A 17,949-nucleotide genomic window follows, 5' to 3' on the forward strand; every position below is an offset into this window, starting at 1 on the left:
TGGGAATTAGATTTCACGGGAAGGGACAACACGAAGCGCTTCGCGCTGAAATGGGGGGGAATAATCATGAAAAAAAGGCTTTGGGTGATAATCTGCCTGGCGCTTTTTATGTTCCTGTGGCCTGTAGCGCGGCAGAGTACGGCACAGGCTTTCAAGTTCGAATTGGCGGCCGGTGAAGAACGGTCGATTGATTTTCTACCGATTTCCCCCTTCGTTTCCCTATTGCCCGATCGGGGAAATTATGCATCGTATACGGTGGGTGACCGAATAACCTTGCAATATGAAAGCATGATAGACGGCTTTGTCAGTATTTTTAATTATACACCGGATGGCCTGGTCAGGATTATAGTCAACAACAAGCGGGTGTTGGCCGGAGAAAAAAATCTGTTTCATGGGTTGGCTTCCGAACCGATCGGGACCGAACGCTTTTTGATTCTGCTCGCGACTTGGGTCATCCCTGACCGGATTCTGACTGAAGCGATGCGTTATCCCTCTCGTATCGGTGAAATCATTGGAGAACGCGTCTATCTCAATCGGGGGATTATCGAAGTGGTGCCCCGCTGGGAAAAAACACGGCCAATTCTCCGGTTCGATCTAATCCCCTCGGAGATTCCTGCCGGTGGCCAGGTGAGGATCAGGGCCTTTCTGATGGATAAGGAAGGAAACGTCCTAGTCAATCGGCGAATACAGTGGGAAGCCGATGAAGGCAGCCTGGATCATTATCAAACCTTTACGACTACTGAAGGTGGCACCGAAACCTGGTTTCGGGCTCCTCGCTTTTTGGAAAGTGTTGATGTGCGGGTGCGAGCTGTATTCGAAGGAGATATGCTTTACCTGGGGACCGATGCTGTGGTGTCTTTCACCGTCAGTCCCGAGCGACTGCAAACTCAGACGACTTTGACGCCGGAGAGCTTCCATGTAGCTAGTGGTGAGCAAGTCGACTTCCAGGTCGAAGTTCTGGATCTGCGGGGAATACCGGTGGAAGGAAGAACGATTCGCTGGTTGGCCAGTCGGGGTCATTGGGAAAATGAACTGACCCGGACCGATCCTTCCGGTAAAACCGCAAACCGCTGGTATGCTCCCCGGGTTGACACAAGGGAGACTGTGGAACTCAAGGCGCTTTTTGAGGGAGTCAGGAATTTTCTTCCCTCGGAAGACATTTCCTATGGAACAGTCAGTGGAATAGGGGTTTTTACCGGTTTGTCAACGTATTATCTTGACTTTGGAGGTGGTAAGCCCACCACCAACTTCGAAAATTTGACTTATCGGGGTGAACTTATACACGGTTTTTCCATCAATCCCATCTATTCCTTGAAAATGCTTCCGGAACAATTTACCGAGGTCCATTTTCACCTTTCTTCACCGCTCAAGGCCGGTGCCTTGTACCTCTGGGGTCAGTCCGAGGATAAAAGTATACTGGAGATCTTCCTGAACGATCAGAAGGTTTTTTCCGGGCCGACGGGAAGGGGAAGGCTCACCCCCCTGGAAAGCAATTCATTCTTTCTGACGGATTTTTTACGGCCAGGGCTCAATCGCCTGCGCATCGAATTGAAACCTTTTGAAAACCAGGGAAATTTTTTCCTGCAGAGACTGTTGGTCGTTTTTTGACCCTTGTTTGGGTTTTGTAAGCCAAAGGAGGCCCATCAGATGGGTGACGAAGGAGCCCGCCTGAATGCAGCGGACCCGTTTCGATCAGATTTTATCCGTTACCAGGAGCACGCCGCGGATAATTGGTACAGTGGTCCGGAATTTTATGAACAAACCTGGAAACCATTCTGTGACGTTTTCGAAACCGAAGAGACCTATGTCATCGTAGTTGAAATCGCCGGCGTATCGAGTCGGGATCTTGATGTGGTCATCCAGGGCCGACGGGTGTTAGTGAGGGGTTGCCGACAGGATTCTTCAACGCTTCCCAAAAAAGACTTTTACCAGATGGAGATTTCTTTTGGTCTTTTCTCCAGGGAAGTGGAACTGCCTGATGAAATAGACCAGGCAGCGGTCAAAACGCATTTTCGTGACGGCCTGTTGGTTGTGGAATGTCCAAAGCGAAGAACCGTGATGGAAAAGAGGGTCAACGTTGAGTGATTTGGTTCGTGACGCAAAGCCGAAAAAAAACCGGAAAACCCGCACCGGTAGATCAGGCGGGAAATCTGATACTGTCAGTACTGTGGAAAAAACGGATACCAGGGAAGAAGCATTGGTAAAGGGAGAACCTTTACCAGTTGGACTTCCTATTCTGCCGCTGTCCGATACGGTGCTTTTTCCGGAAATGGTGCTCCCTTGGGTAGTGCATGGAGAGCAATGGGTGCGTCTGGTCAATGATGCCATCTTGTCGGATAAATTGATCGGACTGGTTGCTCGCCGTCCCCGGGAGGAACAAGATGGCGATATCGCCTCCAGTGATGAGTTGTTTGATTTCGGGGTTATGGGAAAAATCTCACGGATGCTGAAGCTCCCGGAAGGTGCGGTGCAGATCCTCGTCCTGGGGTTATCGAAGATTAAGATCGTCGAGTGGAAACAGGAAGAACCCTATCCAATTGCCCTTGTCGAACATATCCAGGACCGAGAGACTCAAAATGATGAAGTGGAGGCTATGGTTCGGGCGATAGTCGCCCTGTTCCAGAAGGTGGTGGAACTCGCTCCGCATCTCCCTCGGGAAATCTTCGTCGCCGCCATGAATATGAAGAATCCAACCCGACTGGCCCATTTTGTCGTTTCGAATCTGAATCTCGATGTGGCCAGGAAACAGGAGATTTTGATCCTTTCCGATTTGCAGACCCGACTTCACCGGGTGAACTATTATCTTACCAGAGAATTGGAGATTCTTCAGATCGGGAGCCGGATACAGAATCAAATTCACAGTGAAATGGCCAAGACGCAACGTGAATACTTACTTCGTGAACAGTTGAAGGCGGTTCAACGGGAGCTTGGAGAACTGGACGACAGGTCCCTGGAAATGAATGAGATACGGGGAAAAATTGAACAAATTCGCCTTCCGGACGAAGTCAGAATTGAAGCGGGACGGGAGCTCGACCGTCTTTCCCGGATCCCCCCGGCCTCTGCTGAATATCCTGTTTTACGAAACTACCTGGACTGGATAGTGGAACTACCCTGGAGCGTTATGACTGAGGACGCTTTGGACATGGCCATCGCCGAACGCATTCTCGATGAAGATCACCACGATCTGGAGAAAGTGAAAGAGAGGATTCTCGAATACCTGGCAGTCTGTACCCTGAAAAAGAATATAAAGGGCCCTATTTTATGTTTTGTCGGGCCGCCTGGAGTCGGGAAGACATCTTTGGGGAAATCGATAGCTCGGGCCATGGAAAGGCGTTTCGTTCGCATATCTCTTGGTGGCGTCAGGGATGAAGCGGAGATCCGTGGGCATCGGCGGACCTATGTCGGTGCCTTACCCGGAAGGATCATCCAGGGGATTCGCAAGGCAGGGACCAGGAACCCGGTCTTTATGCTTGACGAAGTCGACAAACTTGGACTGGATTTCAGAGGGGACCCGGCGGCTTCCCTCCTTGAGGTTCTAGATCCGGAACAGAATTCCGCGTTTGCCGATCACTATCTGGGGGTTCCTTTCGATCTATCCCGGGTGCTCTTTATCGCCACAGCCAATATGCTGGATACCATTCCCTCACCGCTTCTCGACCGGATGGAGGTGATCCGTATCCCTGGCTATACGGACAGAGACAAAATGGCTATTGCCCGCCGGTATCTTTTACCCCGCCAAATGGATGAAAACGGCATCCCGGAAGGCGCACTGTTGATTTCTGACGAAATACTCATGAAAATTATTCGGGAATATACCCGTGAAGCGGGAGTCAGAAATCTCGAGCGGGAAATTGCTTCCCTGTATCGAAAAACCGCCCGGCGGATCGCTTCTGGAGAAGGTGGGTCATTTGAAATAAGCGAAGACCGTTTACGGGATTATTTGGGACCCCGCCGCTTCTCCGATGAAGCGGTATTTGGGAAAGACCGAATTGGTGTCGCGACCGGACTAGCTTGGACAAAGACCGGCGGAGACGTCCTGTTTGTCGAGGCGGCGGTCCTTCCGGGCAAAGGAAAGCTGATCCTGACCGGCCATTTGGGAGAGATTATGCAGGAATCGGCCCGCATTGCCTATTCCTGTGTTCGGGAGAGGACCGATTGTTGGCATGTGGAGCGAGGTTATCACGAAAAAAGCGATTTTCATATTCATGTTCCATCCGGTGCAATTCCCAAAGATGGTCCATCGGCGGGGATCACGATGGTTGTTGCCCTTCTTTCGGCGCTTTCTCGTCTTCCGGTCAGACATAATCTGGCGATGACCGGAGAAATTACGCTTACCGGAAGAGTCCTGGCAATTGGCGGAGTCAAGGAAAAGGTCCTGGCGGCCCATCGTACAGGCATTAAAAAAGTGATTTTGCCGGAGGAAAATGTGAAAGACCTTGAGGAAATTCCATCGGATATCCGAAAAAAAATTACTTTTTTCCCGGTGAAGACGATTGACGAAGTATTGGAAATTTCTTTTCGGAAAAAGAGAGATTCAAATCGCAACAGAAACTGTTCCTAATCCACACCGAGAGGTGAGGTCGCTTTGAATACGGAAAGACTCGATTTTCTTCGCGAAATGATCAATACTCCCAGTCCGTCCGGTTATGAAGAAAGAATACAAACTGTTTTTCATAAACGGGTCGAGACTTCGGTGAACCGGTTTTTCAAAGATGTACACGGTAACGCCTGCGGAATACTCAACCCGGAAAGCGCTTTTCGGGTCATGTTGGCCGGTCATTGTGATGAAATTGGTTTGATGGTTAATTATATCACCGAACAAGGTTTCATCCATTTTCGGAGTATCGGTGGTATCGACGCCCAACTCACACCCGGGCAGCGAGTGATTATTCATGCTGCCCGGGGACCGGTCTTGGGAGTGATTGGTAAGCGGCCGATACACCTGATCGAAGAGAAAGAGCGTTTGAAAGTGGTCAAAATCGAAGAACAGTGGATCGATATTGGGGGATGCGACCGACAGGAGGTAATGAGACTGGTTTCGGTCGGTGACCCGATTACGTTCGCGGCCGGTTTCGAACCGCTGAACGGGACCCGGGTGGTGGGAAGGGGTTTTGATGACCGGGCCGGGACCTTCGTGGTTGCGGAGGCTCTTTTATCAATCAATCGCGCTGCCCTGCGGTGTGCCGTATATGGGGTCAGCACCGTTCAGGAGGAGATTGGTTTACGGGGCGCAAAAACCAGCGCCTTTGCCATAGATCCGCACCTGGGGATCGCCATCGATGTCACTTTTGCTTCCGATTGTCCCGACGTCGATAAACGGAAAGTCGGTGAGATTGCGCTGGGCAAAGGCCCGGTTCTCGGACGAGGCCCCAACATCAATCGCCGGCTTTTTGAACGGATGATCCAAGTCGCCGAAAAACACGGGATCCCTTACCAGGTCCAGGCTGAACCTCGGGCGACGGGGACCGACGCTAATGCGATTCAGGTCAATAAAGGCGGTGTGGTAACCGCTCTTGTGGGAATCCCCAACCGGTATATGCATACACCGTCTGAGGTGGTGGACCTGGAGGATCTGGATAACACGATTAACCTTCTGGCTCGCATCCTGGAGAGTATCGATGGTCAGGAGGACTGGACTCCGTGAGCAATCAGTGCTTCTCGGGAAGGGAGAAAGATTTTACTGGAACAAAACCCAATTCGAGGAGGAATCGAATGTCCCAGCTTAGAAAAGATCCGGTTGTCGGCCGCTGGGTGATCGTGGCGACCGACAGAAGCCCGAAGCCTTATGACTTCGCAACGTCTGTTGAATTGAGAAAGCCCGGTCCGTGCGCATTTTGTGAGACTATGGAATCATATACCCCTCGGGAAATCTGGAGCGCTCGGTCACCTCAGACCCTACCCAACAACCCGGGCTGGCAAGTCAGGGTGGTCCCGAACAAGTTCCCGGCTCTGCGCTTGGAAGAATGGACACCATTTACGGTGGATAACGGCTATGAAAATATGGGCGGCTTTGGCGCTCATGAGGTAATCATCGAAACTCCCGCCCATGATCTGGAGTTGGTGGACCTCCCGATCGACCACTTCCAAAAGGTGTTTTTAGCTTATCGGGAACGCATGAGAGACCTGGAAAATGATCAACGAATCCAGTACTGCCTGATTTTTAAGAATCAAGGCGCCTTGGCCGGCGCCTCGATCCAGCATGCTCATTCCCAGCTCATTGCCGTCCCGGTGGTTCCCAAAAGAGTGAAAGAGGAATTGTTCGGGTCCCGAGACTATTACGGGAATAAGGGAACCTGTATTTTTTGCGATACGATTAATAGAGAATTAAGTATCCTGGAAAGAGTAGTGTATCAGAATGAACGGTTTATCGCCACCGTTCCCTACGCTCCCCGCTTTCCTTTCGAGATATGGGTTTTACCGCTTGAACACGCCGCTCATTTTTCCCAAACCGATGAACGGGATCTGGCGGCGTTGTCCGAGGTTATGCAAAATACACTCCGGGCCGTGAAAAATACACTGGATGATCCTCCCTTCAACATGCTCCTGCATGTTGCCCCCTATAGCCGCAACGGGGAGAATCCCGATGAACTGAGTTATCACTGGCATATTGAAATTCTTCCCTCTTTGACCAAAGTAGCCGGTTTTGAATGGGGCACCGGGTTTTATATCAATCCAGTCATTCCCGAGGAAGCAGCCCTGTTGTTGAGGGATAGCCTCAAAACGGAATGAGGTGTTGCTGTGGCTGTAAGATATGCTCTGATCCTGGCCGGTGGAAAGGAAGACCGGCTTAGTGTGCTTTCTTTGGAACGAGCCAAGGCAGCGGTACCTTACGGGAGTTTTTACCGCTTGATTGACTTTGCCCTAAGTAACTGTGTGAACTCCGGGATTTTCGATATTGGAATTTTGACCCAGTACCAACCCCGTTCGCTTATCGAGCATATCGGGGTAGGGCGGCCTTGGGATCTTGACCGAAAAAGGGGGGGAGTGGAACTCTTGCAACCGTTCCTGAGCCGGACGGCGAGGGGTTGGTACCGGGGTACCGGTGACGCGCTTTTTCAAAATTTGAATATCATCGATAGGCGGGATATCGAAAATCTCCTGGTTTTGTCCGGAGATCATGCGTATATGATGGACTACAATCCGCTCATGGATTTTCACCGGGATCGGAACGCGGATATCACTTTGGTCGTTACCCGCATCAAGAAAGAAGAAGGGAACCGTTTCGGTATTCTGGAGATCGACGCCAATGGATGGGTGACCGGTTTTGAGGAAAAACCGGAAAACCCCCGGACCGATATCGCCTTTATGGGAGTTTACATTTTCCGGTATGATTTCCTCCGACGAAAACTCACGGAGAATGCCCGTGAGGACAAGTATGATCTGGTGGATCACGTGATTGTCGAAAGCCTGGGAAAAGCCTCCATCCAAGCGTATTATTATAACGACTGCTGGTGGGACGCCGGCAGTCTCAAGGCGTACTGGGAAGCGAACATGCACCTTTTGGAGCCGCTTCCCCGTTTTAACTTATACAACCCCCATTGGGTGATCTTTACCAATCGGCCTCAGTATCCTCCCGTGTTTTTAGCCGATAGCACGCTAGTTCAATCGAGTATTATCGGTGAAGGAAGCGTCATTCGTGGTGAAGTAAGAAATTCGCTGATTTTTTCCGGAGTGGTTGTCGAAAAAGGCGCTCGGTTGATCAATTCGATCGTTTTTAACGATTCGATCATCAAGTCCGGAGCCTATATCGAAATGAGCATCCTGGACAAAAACGTCGTCGTTGGTGAAGGAACGGTCGTTGGTTATGGGGGTGACTACCGGTGCAATGAAGTGCGGCCCGACCTCCTCAACTGGGGGGTTAATTTGATAGGCAAAGGGACAGTTTTGCCGGCCGGATTCATGATTGAGCGGAACTGTTTGGTAGGGATCGGCCTACTGGAGAAACGTTTTACCGGCAGATCGTCATTGAGTAGCGGCTCCTCTTTCATGTAACTTATTCAATGAGGTGTCCTCTGGTCGGCTTGCCGGCGGCATCGGAGAATGGAAAAGGGGGAGGACGGAAAACAGAATCAAAAAAGCGAGAAGGAGCAAGGGGCAAAACAAAGAGAAGAAGCTTGGATTGCCTTCCTTGCAAGGCTTTTACCGTATCTCCACAACAATGCATGCTCGAATATACAATACGTCCAGAGGAGTCAGCCTGTCGATAGGGTCGGCGGCAGCGAATATGAAAACAGAGGGTGGGATGAAGTGCGGAAGGGTTTTCACCTATAAGGTTTTGCACTCTTTCACTCTTCAACCCTTACGCCATTCTGCTATGTATTTACGGGGGAGGTATCAAGAGTGATTTTTGGGCTGCTTTTGATAATTTTCATTCTTTATGGGTTGCTTCTTTTTTGGGTTTTATACGAGCGATTGAAGAATCTCGCTTTCACTGCGAGAAAGACCAGCGATTCAGTCAAGAGAATTGAAGAAAAACTTGCTCTGGTTGTTGATTTTCTGGAGGAAAACGAGAAATCACGTGAAGGGGGACCCTTGGGAGAACGATTTACGCTTGAGGCCCTAAAAGACGAGAGAGGCATTGCTAAAAATACAATATCAGAAGGAGATGAAAGATGAAGAATATACTTTGTTGGCTATGGGTTTTCGTTTTTTTGTTTTTACTTGTGGTTGGCGGAAGTGTTGTCTTAGCACAGAACGATACGGCAAAGGTTCAAGACAATCCGGTAGTGGCCAAGGTTAATGGAGAGCCGATTTATCTGGCTGACCTTCAGGAAATCTGGGATGAAATGCCAGAAAATGATCGACGGCAATTTCCCCGGGGATTCCAAGATCTTTTGGAACAATGGATACGCCAGCACCTTTTGGCCCAGGCAGCCCGGGAACAGGGAATTGACCAAGAACCGGCAATTCTTAAAAAGATAGAAAATCTGACCCGCCAGATTCTGGTCCATGAATATATAAATCGGGAGATCGTTGGGCGGGTGGAGGTTTCCGACCAGCAAATCGAAAGCGAATACCAGGCCAATCCGGCGTTATATACCGCTCCTGAATCCCGAAAAATCAGGCATATCATGCTGAATTCGCAAGAGGATGCCGACCAAGTCCTGCAAGGGCTCCGGGAAGGAAGAGATTTTTCAGAAATAGCCCGAGAATGGTCGATCGCTCCCGACGCTCAAAGCGGAGGAGACATGGGCTTTGTTCAGCGAGGGGACCTGGGACCTGATATCGAGGAAACGGTTTTTAACCTAACAGAAGGCTCTTTTAGTGAAGTGATTAAATCCGATTACGGGTTTCATGTATTTTTCGTTGAGGAAAGTCGTGAAGCGCGGATAAAGGAGCTCAGCGAGGTAAGGGAGGAGATTGCCTCCCGACTTTTACCAAGAATGCAGCAAGAAGCATTTGAAACCATGATCGGAGATCTCAAGAATCGTGCGGAAATTGCCATCATTGAAGAAAATCTGCCACCGGCAGTAGTAACTGAATCCACCGAATAGGGTGGGAAGCGTGCTGGAAATTCTGGACGATCTTTTTCGGTTGCCCCGGAATGGTGAGCATTTGGAAGTACGCCTGGAAAAGAGTATGCTGACCCGCATTTCTTTTCAAAACGGCAATCTGCTCAGGATAAAGGAAGAGCGTTCCCAGGGAGGGTCTATTCGAGTTTGCAACCCGCGACACGGTTGGGTTTTTCGTTCTTTTCAGGGATGGGACGAACTGGAACTGAAGGTGAGAGAGTTGCTGGGATGCGCCGTATCGCTTCCGGAAAATCCAAGTAATCTTGTCCAAACTGCGGCGGTGATCGGACATTTCCCGGTTCTTCTCGTTGATGATTTTCGGGAAAAACAGTTGACGGACAAATTGACTCCTCTCAAACGGTACGCCTCCATATTGAACAAGGAGTCCCCGGAGATCGTGAATTCCGCGGTTGAATACCGGGATGCTTTCCGGCAAGTCTATTTGGCCAACTCAGACGGTACCCGGGTCTCCTCTGAAAATCCGGATATTGCTGTACATTTTACCGCGACAGCCCGGCGTGGTGATACTATTGAGGTTTATTCCGACGGGATAGCCGGGAAAGCCGGGTTTGAGAAGATCCTCGATTGTGAAACGTTGGGGACGGCTGTTGCCAAACGGGCCGTGAGCTTTCTGGACGCACCTTCGGTCAAGGGTGGAGTCTATGATTGTATCCTGGATCCGGTTTTGGCCGGTGTTTTCATTCACGAAGCGTTCGGACACTTGAGCGAGGCGGACTTTGTCTATCGTAACGAGAAAATGAAAACGCTCATGACCAGAGGGAAGGCTCTGGCTTCACCAATTTTGAGCGTTTTCGACGATGCCGGAGTTGACGGCTTGCGAGGCTCATATCCTTGCGATGATGAAGGGGTGGTTCCCAAAAAAACCTTTCTGATTACCCAAGGTATCCTGACCAGCCGGCTCCATTCGCGGGAAACGGCTTTCTGCATGAACGAAGAGCCAACGGGAAACGCCAGAACCATTTCCTACCGGCATAGACCGATCGTTCGGATGAGCAATACCGGTATTCTTCCCGGGAGTGATTCCCGGGAAACGCTTTTCCGGGGAATCGACCGTGGCATTTATGCGATTGAATGCCTGGGTGGCAATACCGCTCTGGAGTTGTTTACTTTTTCCGCCGCATACGGATATCTTATTGAAAACGGGGAACCGGTCCGGCTGGTGAAAAACATCATTCTAAGCGGTAACCTTTTCGATACTTTAAAAAAAATTGATGGTGTTGGAAATGATTTTCAATGGAATGAACTCGGCGGATGTGGTAAGGGAGCGCAGATGGGGCTCCCAACGCCAACCGGAAGCCCTCACCTTCGTTTGCGGGAGGTTTTGATCGGAGGCCACGACGATGGATGACATATTTTCGGGATTTCGAAAAACGGGATTGTCCGGGGACTGTTATATAGAAACGACGGCAGAAAACCGTATTGAATACGAAGCCGGCGAGTGTCGCGGATATACCGTCCGAGAGGACCGGGGATTCGGTTTACGATTGATCGACAGCCAGAGGAGAATGGGGTTTTTTTCCTCAAATGATTTTACCGCTGTGCCGGAAGCATTTGAACGTGCCGCAGCAATCAGTCGTCATGGAAATGAAGCCGGTTTCGATATTCCGTCCTATGCCCAAATCGGGTCCTGGGAAGATCGAATTGACAAACGGGTGGTGGCTTTTCATTCGGGAGAACTCACGGAAATTGGTGACTATATCACCCACCGGGTACGTAAAGAATTTCCTGAAGTGTTGATCAATCTGACGCTGTCAGCGGGTAAACAGGAAAAAAAACTTGTCAACCACCGGGAGGAAAGCATTGGTTATACCCGGACCTTCTTTCATATTGCCATTGAGGTCAATCGAACCCGGGATAATGATATTCTGGAAATATCCACTGACTATGGATGGGGGAACCGGGATATCAACATCGAGGATTTTCTGCAGGAACTCTTTTTCAAGTTAGAACGGTCTCAAAAAATCGTGACTGTGGAGAGTGGCGCTTATCCGGTTCTCTTTACCCCATCAGGGAGCATGGTTTTGTTTTACCCGCTTTTACACGGCTTAAATGGAAAGAATATCGTCTATCGGCGTTCTCCCCTGGAAGGAAAACTTCATCAGGCACTCTTCTCTCCGTTATTGACCCTGAAGGAAATCAATCACGAAATGTGGTCTTTGGGATCCGCACCTTTTGATGACGAAGGAGTTGAAACCATCCCGGAACGAAAGATAATTGAAGAAGGAAAGCTCGAAAGTTATTTCTTGGATTTGTGGGCGGCGGAGAAAGGCGGTTTTCCGGCCTCATCCGGAGGTTACCGCCATTCGTATCGGGAACTTCCCGAACCCGGCTTTGGTTCCCTTATGCTTGAGTGCGGTCTTCGCGATCGGGAAACCCTGATCGAAGAGATGGAACGGGGGTTGATTGTCGACTCAGTTCTCGGTTTGGGTCAAAGCAACGTTGCCGGAGGCCATTTTTCATGTAATGTTCAGCTTGGTTTTCTGGTGGAAGGTGGGATTGTACAGGGACGGGTCAAGGACCTCATGATCAGTGGAAACGTTTACCAGGTTTTGCAAGGGGTCCGAGAAATCTCCCGCGACAATCGATGGATTCATGGCCGGATGCTTTTGCCTTGTATGCTGGTTGAACCGGTTCAGGTCGATTCTTCTTTGAGATGAACGTGTCAACTCATATAAAAATCTGACCCCAAGGAGAGTGGTTCACTCATTTCTCGCTTTTTCCGGTACACTGCCAATAGCGTTGTTTCATGGTTCGGATATGCTCTTGGCTACCGGGCAAAGACATGGTCATCACTGGTCCCCTTGGGTAAGAATATCTGATGAGTGAACCGGGTGGTGTTCGGTAAGATTTTAGATGAGTGACTGCGGGCGGTTGTCAAGAAGCGATTTATCGGGTATAGTGGTTTCTAGTTTTCTGTTTTCTGGCTCAGAATGAGGGCATGTGCTTAGCAATATAAGGGAAAGGCTTTAGCACGGAGGAGTGCCTCCCGGAAGGCGCCTTTCCGGCTATGTTCAACGATAGAGACGGTTCCAACGGCCTTCAGAGCGGCCCCCTCAAAGATTTCTCATCAGACCATGAATTGAGCTTCTAATTTATTTGAAATGAAACTGGGAAGGTGACTGGTATGTTTCGTCCTCTTGGCGACCTTTCGGAACTCGTTCATCGCGAAGAAGAAATCCTTGAATTTTGGCGAGAAAGGTCTATTACCCAGAAAAGTTTACGGCAGAGAGAAGAAAATCCTTCCTTTATCTTTTACGAAGGACCTCCAACGACAAACGGATACCCCCACGCTGGCCATGCTATCGGCCGGAGCATAAAAGACTTGATTCCCCGTTACAAAACCATGTGTGGATATTTCGTACCCCGGAAGGCCGGGTGGGATGCCCACGGGCTTCCCGTCGAATTGGAAGTTGAAAAACAGCTTGGTTTTTCAGGCAAGCAGGACATTGAGCGGTACGGAATCGAACAGTTTAATATCCGTTGCCGGGAAAGTGTCTTTAAGTATATCCAGCAATGGAGAGCGTTCTCCGAACGACTGGGAATCTGGATGGATTATGAACATCCCTACGTCACCTGTGAAAACGAATATATCGAAAGTACCTGGTGGATTTTAAAATCTCTTTGGGAAAAAGGACTGCTTTACCAGGGTTTCAAGGTTCTGCCCTTTTGCGTTCGTTGCGGCACGTCATTGTCCAGTCATGAAGTGGCCCTGGGTTACCGGGAAACCGATGACCCTTCAATCTATGTCCTGTTCCCGTTACAAAATCAACCTGACACTTCATTTCTGGTATGGACGACAACGCCATGGACATTGGCAGCCAATGTCGCACTGGCCGTCGCTGCGGAGAGCACCTATATCGAGGTTGAAAATAAAAAGTCCGGTCAGCGGCTCATCCTGAGCCGGGAACGGTTTTCTCATCTGCTGGAAATAGCGGAATGGAATGTGCTCAGAGAATACCGGGGCCGGGAACTGGCTGGATTATATTATGAACCAATCATGAGTTTTACTTTGTCGGAGGAGGGGTATAAAGTATTTACCGCAGATTTTGTCTCTCTTGATGAGGGAACCGGTATTGTTCATATCGCGCCGGCTTTCGGTGAGGATGACATGGACTTGGCTCGGGAAAAGAATCTTCCGGTGATCAAACCGGTCCTTCCCGATGGGACCTATCAGGCCGGCGTAGGAACCTGGGGGGGGATGTGGGTCAAAGACGCTGATCCGTTGATCATTGAGTATCTTAAAGGGGTAAACAAGTTGTTCCGGCGCGAAACGCATCGCCATACCTACCCTTTTTGCTGGCGTTGCGATACGGAACTCCTCTACTATGCCAAGGAAAGCTGGTTTGTCAAGTCAACGGCCATCAAAAACTTACTTGTTGAAACCAATCATAAGATCGACTGGTTTCCCGAGCACATCAAAAACGGCCGATTTGGGAATTTCCTGGAAAACGTCGTCGACTGGGCGCTCAGCCGGGAACGTTACTGGGGAACACCGCTCAACATTTGGCAATGCAGGCAATGTGGTCATCAAGATGCCATCGGCTCAACCCAGGAACTTCAAGAACGGTCCCAGCAAAAATGGGAATACATCGAACTGCACCGTCCCTATGTCGACCGGGTAACCCTGACCTGTCCATTATGCTCGGGAACAATGAACCGGGTTCCCGAAGTCATCGACTGCTGGTTCGACTCAGGCGCCATGTTTGTTTCCCAATTGCACTATCCTTTTAAAAATCAGGATGTCTTTCGACGATTTTTCCCGGCGGACTTCATTTGTGAGGCGATTGACCAAACCCGGGGATGGTTTTACAGCCTTCACATTCTGGCCGTTGCCCTGTTCGGTGAAAGCAGCTATCGCCAATGTCTGGTCACGGAACTGGGGCTGGACGAACGGGGTCAGAAAATGAGCAAACATGTTGGAAACGTTATCAATCCTTGGGACCTGATGAATGAATATGGAGCGGACGTCTTGCGCTGGTATGTATTTTCGGTTTCACCGCCCTGGGTTGCGAAGCGGTTTGGGAAAAGAGTCCTGGCTGATGTCTATCGGAAGTTTTTCAACACCCTCTGGAATACTTTCGATTTTTTTGTCCTCTATGCCTCAATCGACCGCTTCAGCCTGGACACTCCGGTTTTGCCGTTGTCCGAAAGGAGTGATTTGGACCGTTGGCTGATTTCCTGTTTCGAATCACTGGTCGATGAAGTACGGCGTTTTATCGACAGTTATGAGATTTCCAGGGCCGCAAAAGCGATCGAGGGCTTTGTCATCGAAGATTGCAGCAACTGGTATATCCGGCGGTCTCGCAAACGCTTCTGGCAATCGGGAATGAATAATGATAAAATTGGTGCGTATTGGACAGTATATGAAATCTTGCGTGGCCTTGTCCCGTTACTGGCTCCTTTTGTCCCGTTTTTCAGTGAAATCATGTACCGGAATCTGATGGATGGCTCTCCGGAGGCCAAGGAGAGCGTTCATCTGGAAAACTACCCGGAATTCCATCCCGAACGGGTTGACCGGCAATTGCTTTGCTCTATGGATATCATCCGGAAATTGACCATTCTGGGTCGGGCGGTCCGGAACAAGACGAACCTGAAAACACGACAGCCTTTACGCAGGGCGATCCTGGTTGTTCCGGACGATCAGGAACAGATCGTTGCGAAACGTTTTGTTTCTTTGATCCAAGAGGAACTGAACGTCAAGGAGGTTGAGTGGACCGCGTCTCTGCCAGCCGGTATCCGGGTTGTCCTGAAACCGGTTTTTTCGGTGTTGGGTCCACGTTTCGGTCAAAACGTCAAGCGGATTGCCAAGCTATTAACCGGTTTTGATCAAGGACTTGCGGTAACGTTTTTAAGAACCGGGACTGTCGAATTGGAACTGGATGGAGAATTGATCCTTCTGGAGCGTGGTGATATCGATCCTATCCTTACCACTGAGCGTGGTGATCTTTCGGTCGAGAGTGCGGAAGGGTATGCAGTGGTACTCGATACTGAAATGGATAATGCGTTGCTTCGTGAGGGAATGGTCCGGGAGCTGATCCATCTTATTCAAACGTTTCGCAAAGAAGCCGGTTTCCAAGTTGAAGATCGGATCTCGATTCATTTTGCACCGGAGAATGATGATGATCTTCGTTGTCTGATGGAGGAATACCGCGATTTTGTTCAGTCTGAAACCATGGCGAGAAAGCTGTCTTTCAATCCTGCTCACAACCAGGCTTTTACCCGGGAATGCATTGTTGGAGACAAAAAAATCCGAATTTCCTTAGAGAGGTGAGTGATGGAATGGACATGGTTAACTAAAAAAGGTTTTTTATCAGTTATCGCCTGGGGTACCCTATTTCTGCTCTCTTCAACGTCTGTTCTTTATGCCGCTGTCACCCATACGGTACAGCCGGGTGATACCCTTTGGAAGATTTCCAGACAGTACGACGTCCCCCTGGAAAAAATTTATGAACTCAATGGACTCACTCAAAATTCCCTCCTCCGAGTGGGGATGAACATCGAAATTTCTGGTGTCGGCGCCGGAGCAGCGTCCTCCTTCACCTATACCATCAAGCCCGGTGATAGCCTCTGGGAGATTTCCCGGCACTACAATGTCTCTCTCCGGGCCCTCTTGGACGCCAATGGTTTCACCGATCAAACCATCCTCCGTGTCGGCCAGGTGATTACTATTCCCGTTACTTCAGCGGCAACCGGAACCGGTCAAGCCACCTCACGGAATGCATCGGTGTCGAGTATGGTCACCTATACCATCAAGCCCGGTGATAGCCTCTGGGAGATTTCCCGGCACTACAATGTCTCTCTCCGGGCCCTCTTGGACGCCAATGGTTTCACCGATCAAACCATCCTCCGTGTCGGCCAGCTCATCAGAGTTCCTTCGTCCTCACCGGCGGCAAGTTCAACATCAACTCCTGCCTCCCCGACAATTCACAAAGTCAGATCCGGTGAATCGCTCTGGCTTATATCCCGAATATATGGTTTATCCCTACGATCTATCATGGAAGCCAACAGCTTGAACGAGTCCAGCGTGCTGCGGGTGGGAATGCCGCTATCCATTCCTGTAGATGCTGAGGAGGGAACCAGCGCTGTGTCGACAAGTGTTCAGGCAGGCAGAGAAAGCTTTACCTATACTATCGAACCCGGTGATAGCCTCTGGGAGATTTCCCGGAAGTTTGGAGTGAATCTGCAAACGTTGATGAGCGTTAACAATCTGGGAAATTCCTCTCGCCTGCAGATCAACCAGATCTTGGTCATTCCCGGAGGACAAGCACCGAGGCAGGTTGCGGATCAGACATCCAGAGAATACGAGATCTATCGGGTCACAGCTGGGGATAGTCTTTGGAGTGTTTCCAGACGCTTCAGAGTATCCCTTAACCAATTGATGAGTGTTAACGGACTTTCCCAAAACAGCACGATTAGGATCGGACAGACCCTCCGGATCCCGGCTTATATCAGTGGAAACTATGGGTCCAGAACCGAAAGAATGGCTTGGCCGCTCAACGGACGGGTGTCTTCACCCTATGGAAGGAGGGGAACCGGGTTTCACACCGGTATCGATATCCCGTCGCCGGCCGGAACGCCGATCAGGGCGGCGATGAGCGGCGTTGTCAGCTTCAGTGGCTGGATGAGGGGGTACGGACGTACCGTGATCATCGATCACCCGAACGGTATACAGACTCTCTATGCTCATAACCAAGTCAACTTGGTTTCCCGGGGTCAGCGGGTCAATCAGGGAGATTCGATTGCCCGGGTGGGTATGAGCGGCAATGCAACTGGCTATCATAGCCATTTCGAAATCCGGAGAAATGGCCGGCACTTAGACCCTATGGAATTTCTCAGCCGTTAAGTTTTATTGAAACCTCCGTTCTTTGATTCATATCGTATCATGGGATACGGAAAATAACTCTGGGCGGCTCCGGTTTCAACCGGTGATTAATTGGCAATCCGGAGCCGCCGTGCGTGATATAGAAACTATTACACTGCAAACTGCTTCATAGGCCTCTTGATGCCATTCTCCTCCCCTGCGAGAAAAACAGTGATGGATATCCATCCTTGCGATCCACCGCCGAGTACCGAGTGGTTGGCCCCTCCTCCTCTGTAGAAATTTTTCATATCTGTCAAAACTCTCTGTCAATATTCTCTTAAAAGGGGGTGTTTTATTCTCACAAAATGTCCCCCCCTTTTTTTATCTTTATCGAAATGGAAGAGCCTTCCCCTCACTGCTACTCATCATCAGGCCAGGGTAACGGTACAGGGCCTCCCGGATTGCCCGATGAGTATAACCTGCATTCCCGCTAACACCTAACGAGTCGGTTGTAGGATAGTCCGAAAGTCGTTGAAGCACCTGCATCTTGAGCATTTCCTGCTTGCATGTTCCCTCGTTATGTGATAGACTATACATAACGAGGAGGTGGCTGTG

13 protein-coding genes are annotated in these 17,949 nt (G+C 50.0%); 12 read left to right on the forward strand and 1 reads right to left on the reverse strand.

Going from position 1 to position 17,949, the window contains the following annotated elements:
• Positions 1-66 precede the first annotated feature (66 nt).
• The 12 genes from VLH40_01650 to VLH40_01705 all read left to right on the forward strand — a co-directional run bounded on the left by VLH40_01650 (position 67) and on the right by VLH40_01705 (position 17,376).
• Entirely contained in the window at positions 67-1,608 is a 1,542-nt protein-coding gene (locus VLH40_01650; protein ID HSV30714.1) for a hypothetical protein, read from the forward strand.
• A 39-nt stretch (positions 1,609-1,647) separates the two neighbouring features.
• A complete protein-coding gene (locus tag VLH40_01655; GenBank protein HSV30715.1) occupies positions 1,648-2,085 on the forward strand; it encodes an Hsp20/alpha crystallin family protein in 438 nt (145 codons plus the stop codon).
• Positions 2,078-4,561 (forward strand): endopeptidase La, encoded by a 2,484-nt coding sequence (gene lon, locus VLH40_01660; protein ID HSV30716.1) that lies wholly within the window; start codon positions 2,078-2,080, stop codon positions 4,559-4,561. Before VLH40_01655 ends, lon begins: the two co-directional genes overlap by 8 nt.
• 24 nt (positions 4,562-4,585) lie before the next feature.
• A complete protein-coding gene (locus VLH40_01665; GenBank protein HSV30717.1) occupies positions 4,586-5,644 on the forward strand; it encodes a M42 family metallopeptidase in 1,059 nt (352 codons plus the stop codon).
• Between the two features lie 68 nt (positions 5,645-5,712).
• On the forward strand, positions 5,713-6,729 hold the full coding sequence (galT, locus tag VLH40_01670; GenBank protein ID HSV30718.1) for a galactose-1-phosphate uridylyltransferase: 1,017 nt from the start codon (positions 5,713-5,715) through the stop codon (positions 6,727-6,729).
• A 9-nt stretch (positions 6,730-6,738) separates the two neighbouring features.
• Positions 6,739-7,992, forward strand: coding sequence for a glucose-1-phosphate adenylyltransferase family protein (locus VLH40_01675; GenBank protein HSV30719.1), 1,254 nt, complete (start codon positions 6,739-6,741; stop codon positions 7,990-7,992).
• Between the two features lie 348 nt (positions 7,993-8,340).
• Positions 8,341-8,616: a hypothetical protein gene (locus VLH40_01680; GenBank protein HSV30720.1), complete on the forward strand. Its 276-nt coding sequence runs from the start codon at positions 8,341-8,343 to the stop codon at positions 8,614-8,616.
• Entirely contained in the window at positions 8,613-9,494 is an 882-nt protein-coding gene (locus tag VLH40_01685; protein ID HSV30721.1) for a peptidyl-prolyl cis-trans isomerase, read from the forward strand. The genes VLH40_01680 and VLH40_01685 overlap by 4 nt, the downstream gene beginning before the upstream one ends.
• A gap of 10 nt (positions 9,495-9,504) precedes the next feature.
• Complete coding sequence (locus VLH40_01690; protein ID HSV30722.1) at positions 9,505-10,881, forward strand: TldD/PmbA family protein; 1,377 nt, start codon at positions 9,505-9,507, stop codon at positions 10,879-10,881.
• The gene (locus tag VLH40_01695; protein HSV30723.1) at positions 10,874-12,190 is read left to right on the forward strand and encodes a TldD/PmbA family protein; all 1,317 of its coding nucleotides are present in this window, start codon (positions 10,874-10,876) and stop codon (positions 12,188-12,190) included. The genes VLH40_01690 and VLH40_01695 overlap by 8 nt, the downstream gene beginning before the upstream one ends.
• Positions 12,191-12,657: 467 nt before the next feature.
• A complete protein-coding gene (gene ileS, locus VLH40_01700) occupies positions 12,658-15,804 on the forward strand; it encodes an isoleucine--tRNA ligase (GenBank protein HSV30724.1) in 3,147 nt (1,048 codons plus the stop codon).
• 3 nt (positions 15,805-15,807) lie between these two features.
• Positions 15,808-17,376 (forward strand): LysM peptidoglycan-binding domain-containing protein, encoded by a 1,569-nt coding sequence (locus tag VLH40_01705; GenBank protein ID HSV30725.1) that lies wholly within the window; start codon positions 15,808-15,810, stop codon positions 17,374-17,376.
• Between the two features lie 345 nt (positions 17,377-17,721).
• Here the strand turns inward: VLH40_01705 and VLH40_01710 are convergent.
• On the reverse strand, positions 17,722-17,949 hold a 228-nt coding region (locus VLH40_01710), incomplete at its 5' end, for a hypothetical protein (protein HSV30726.1).

This window comes from Atribacteraceae bacterium, from assembly GCA_035477455.1.
Lineage (GTDB): Bacteria > Atribacterota > Atribacteria > Atribacterales > Atribacteraceae > DATIKP01.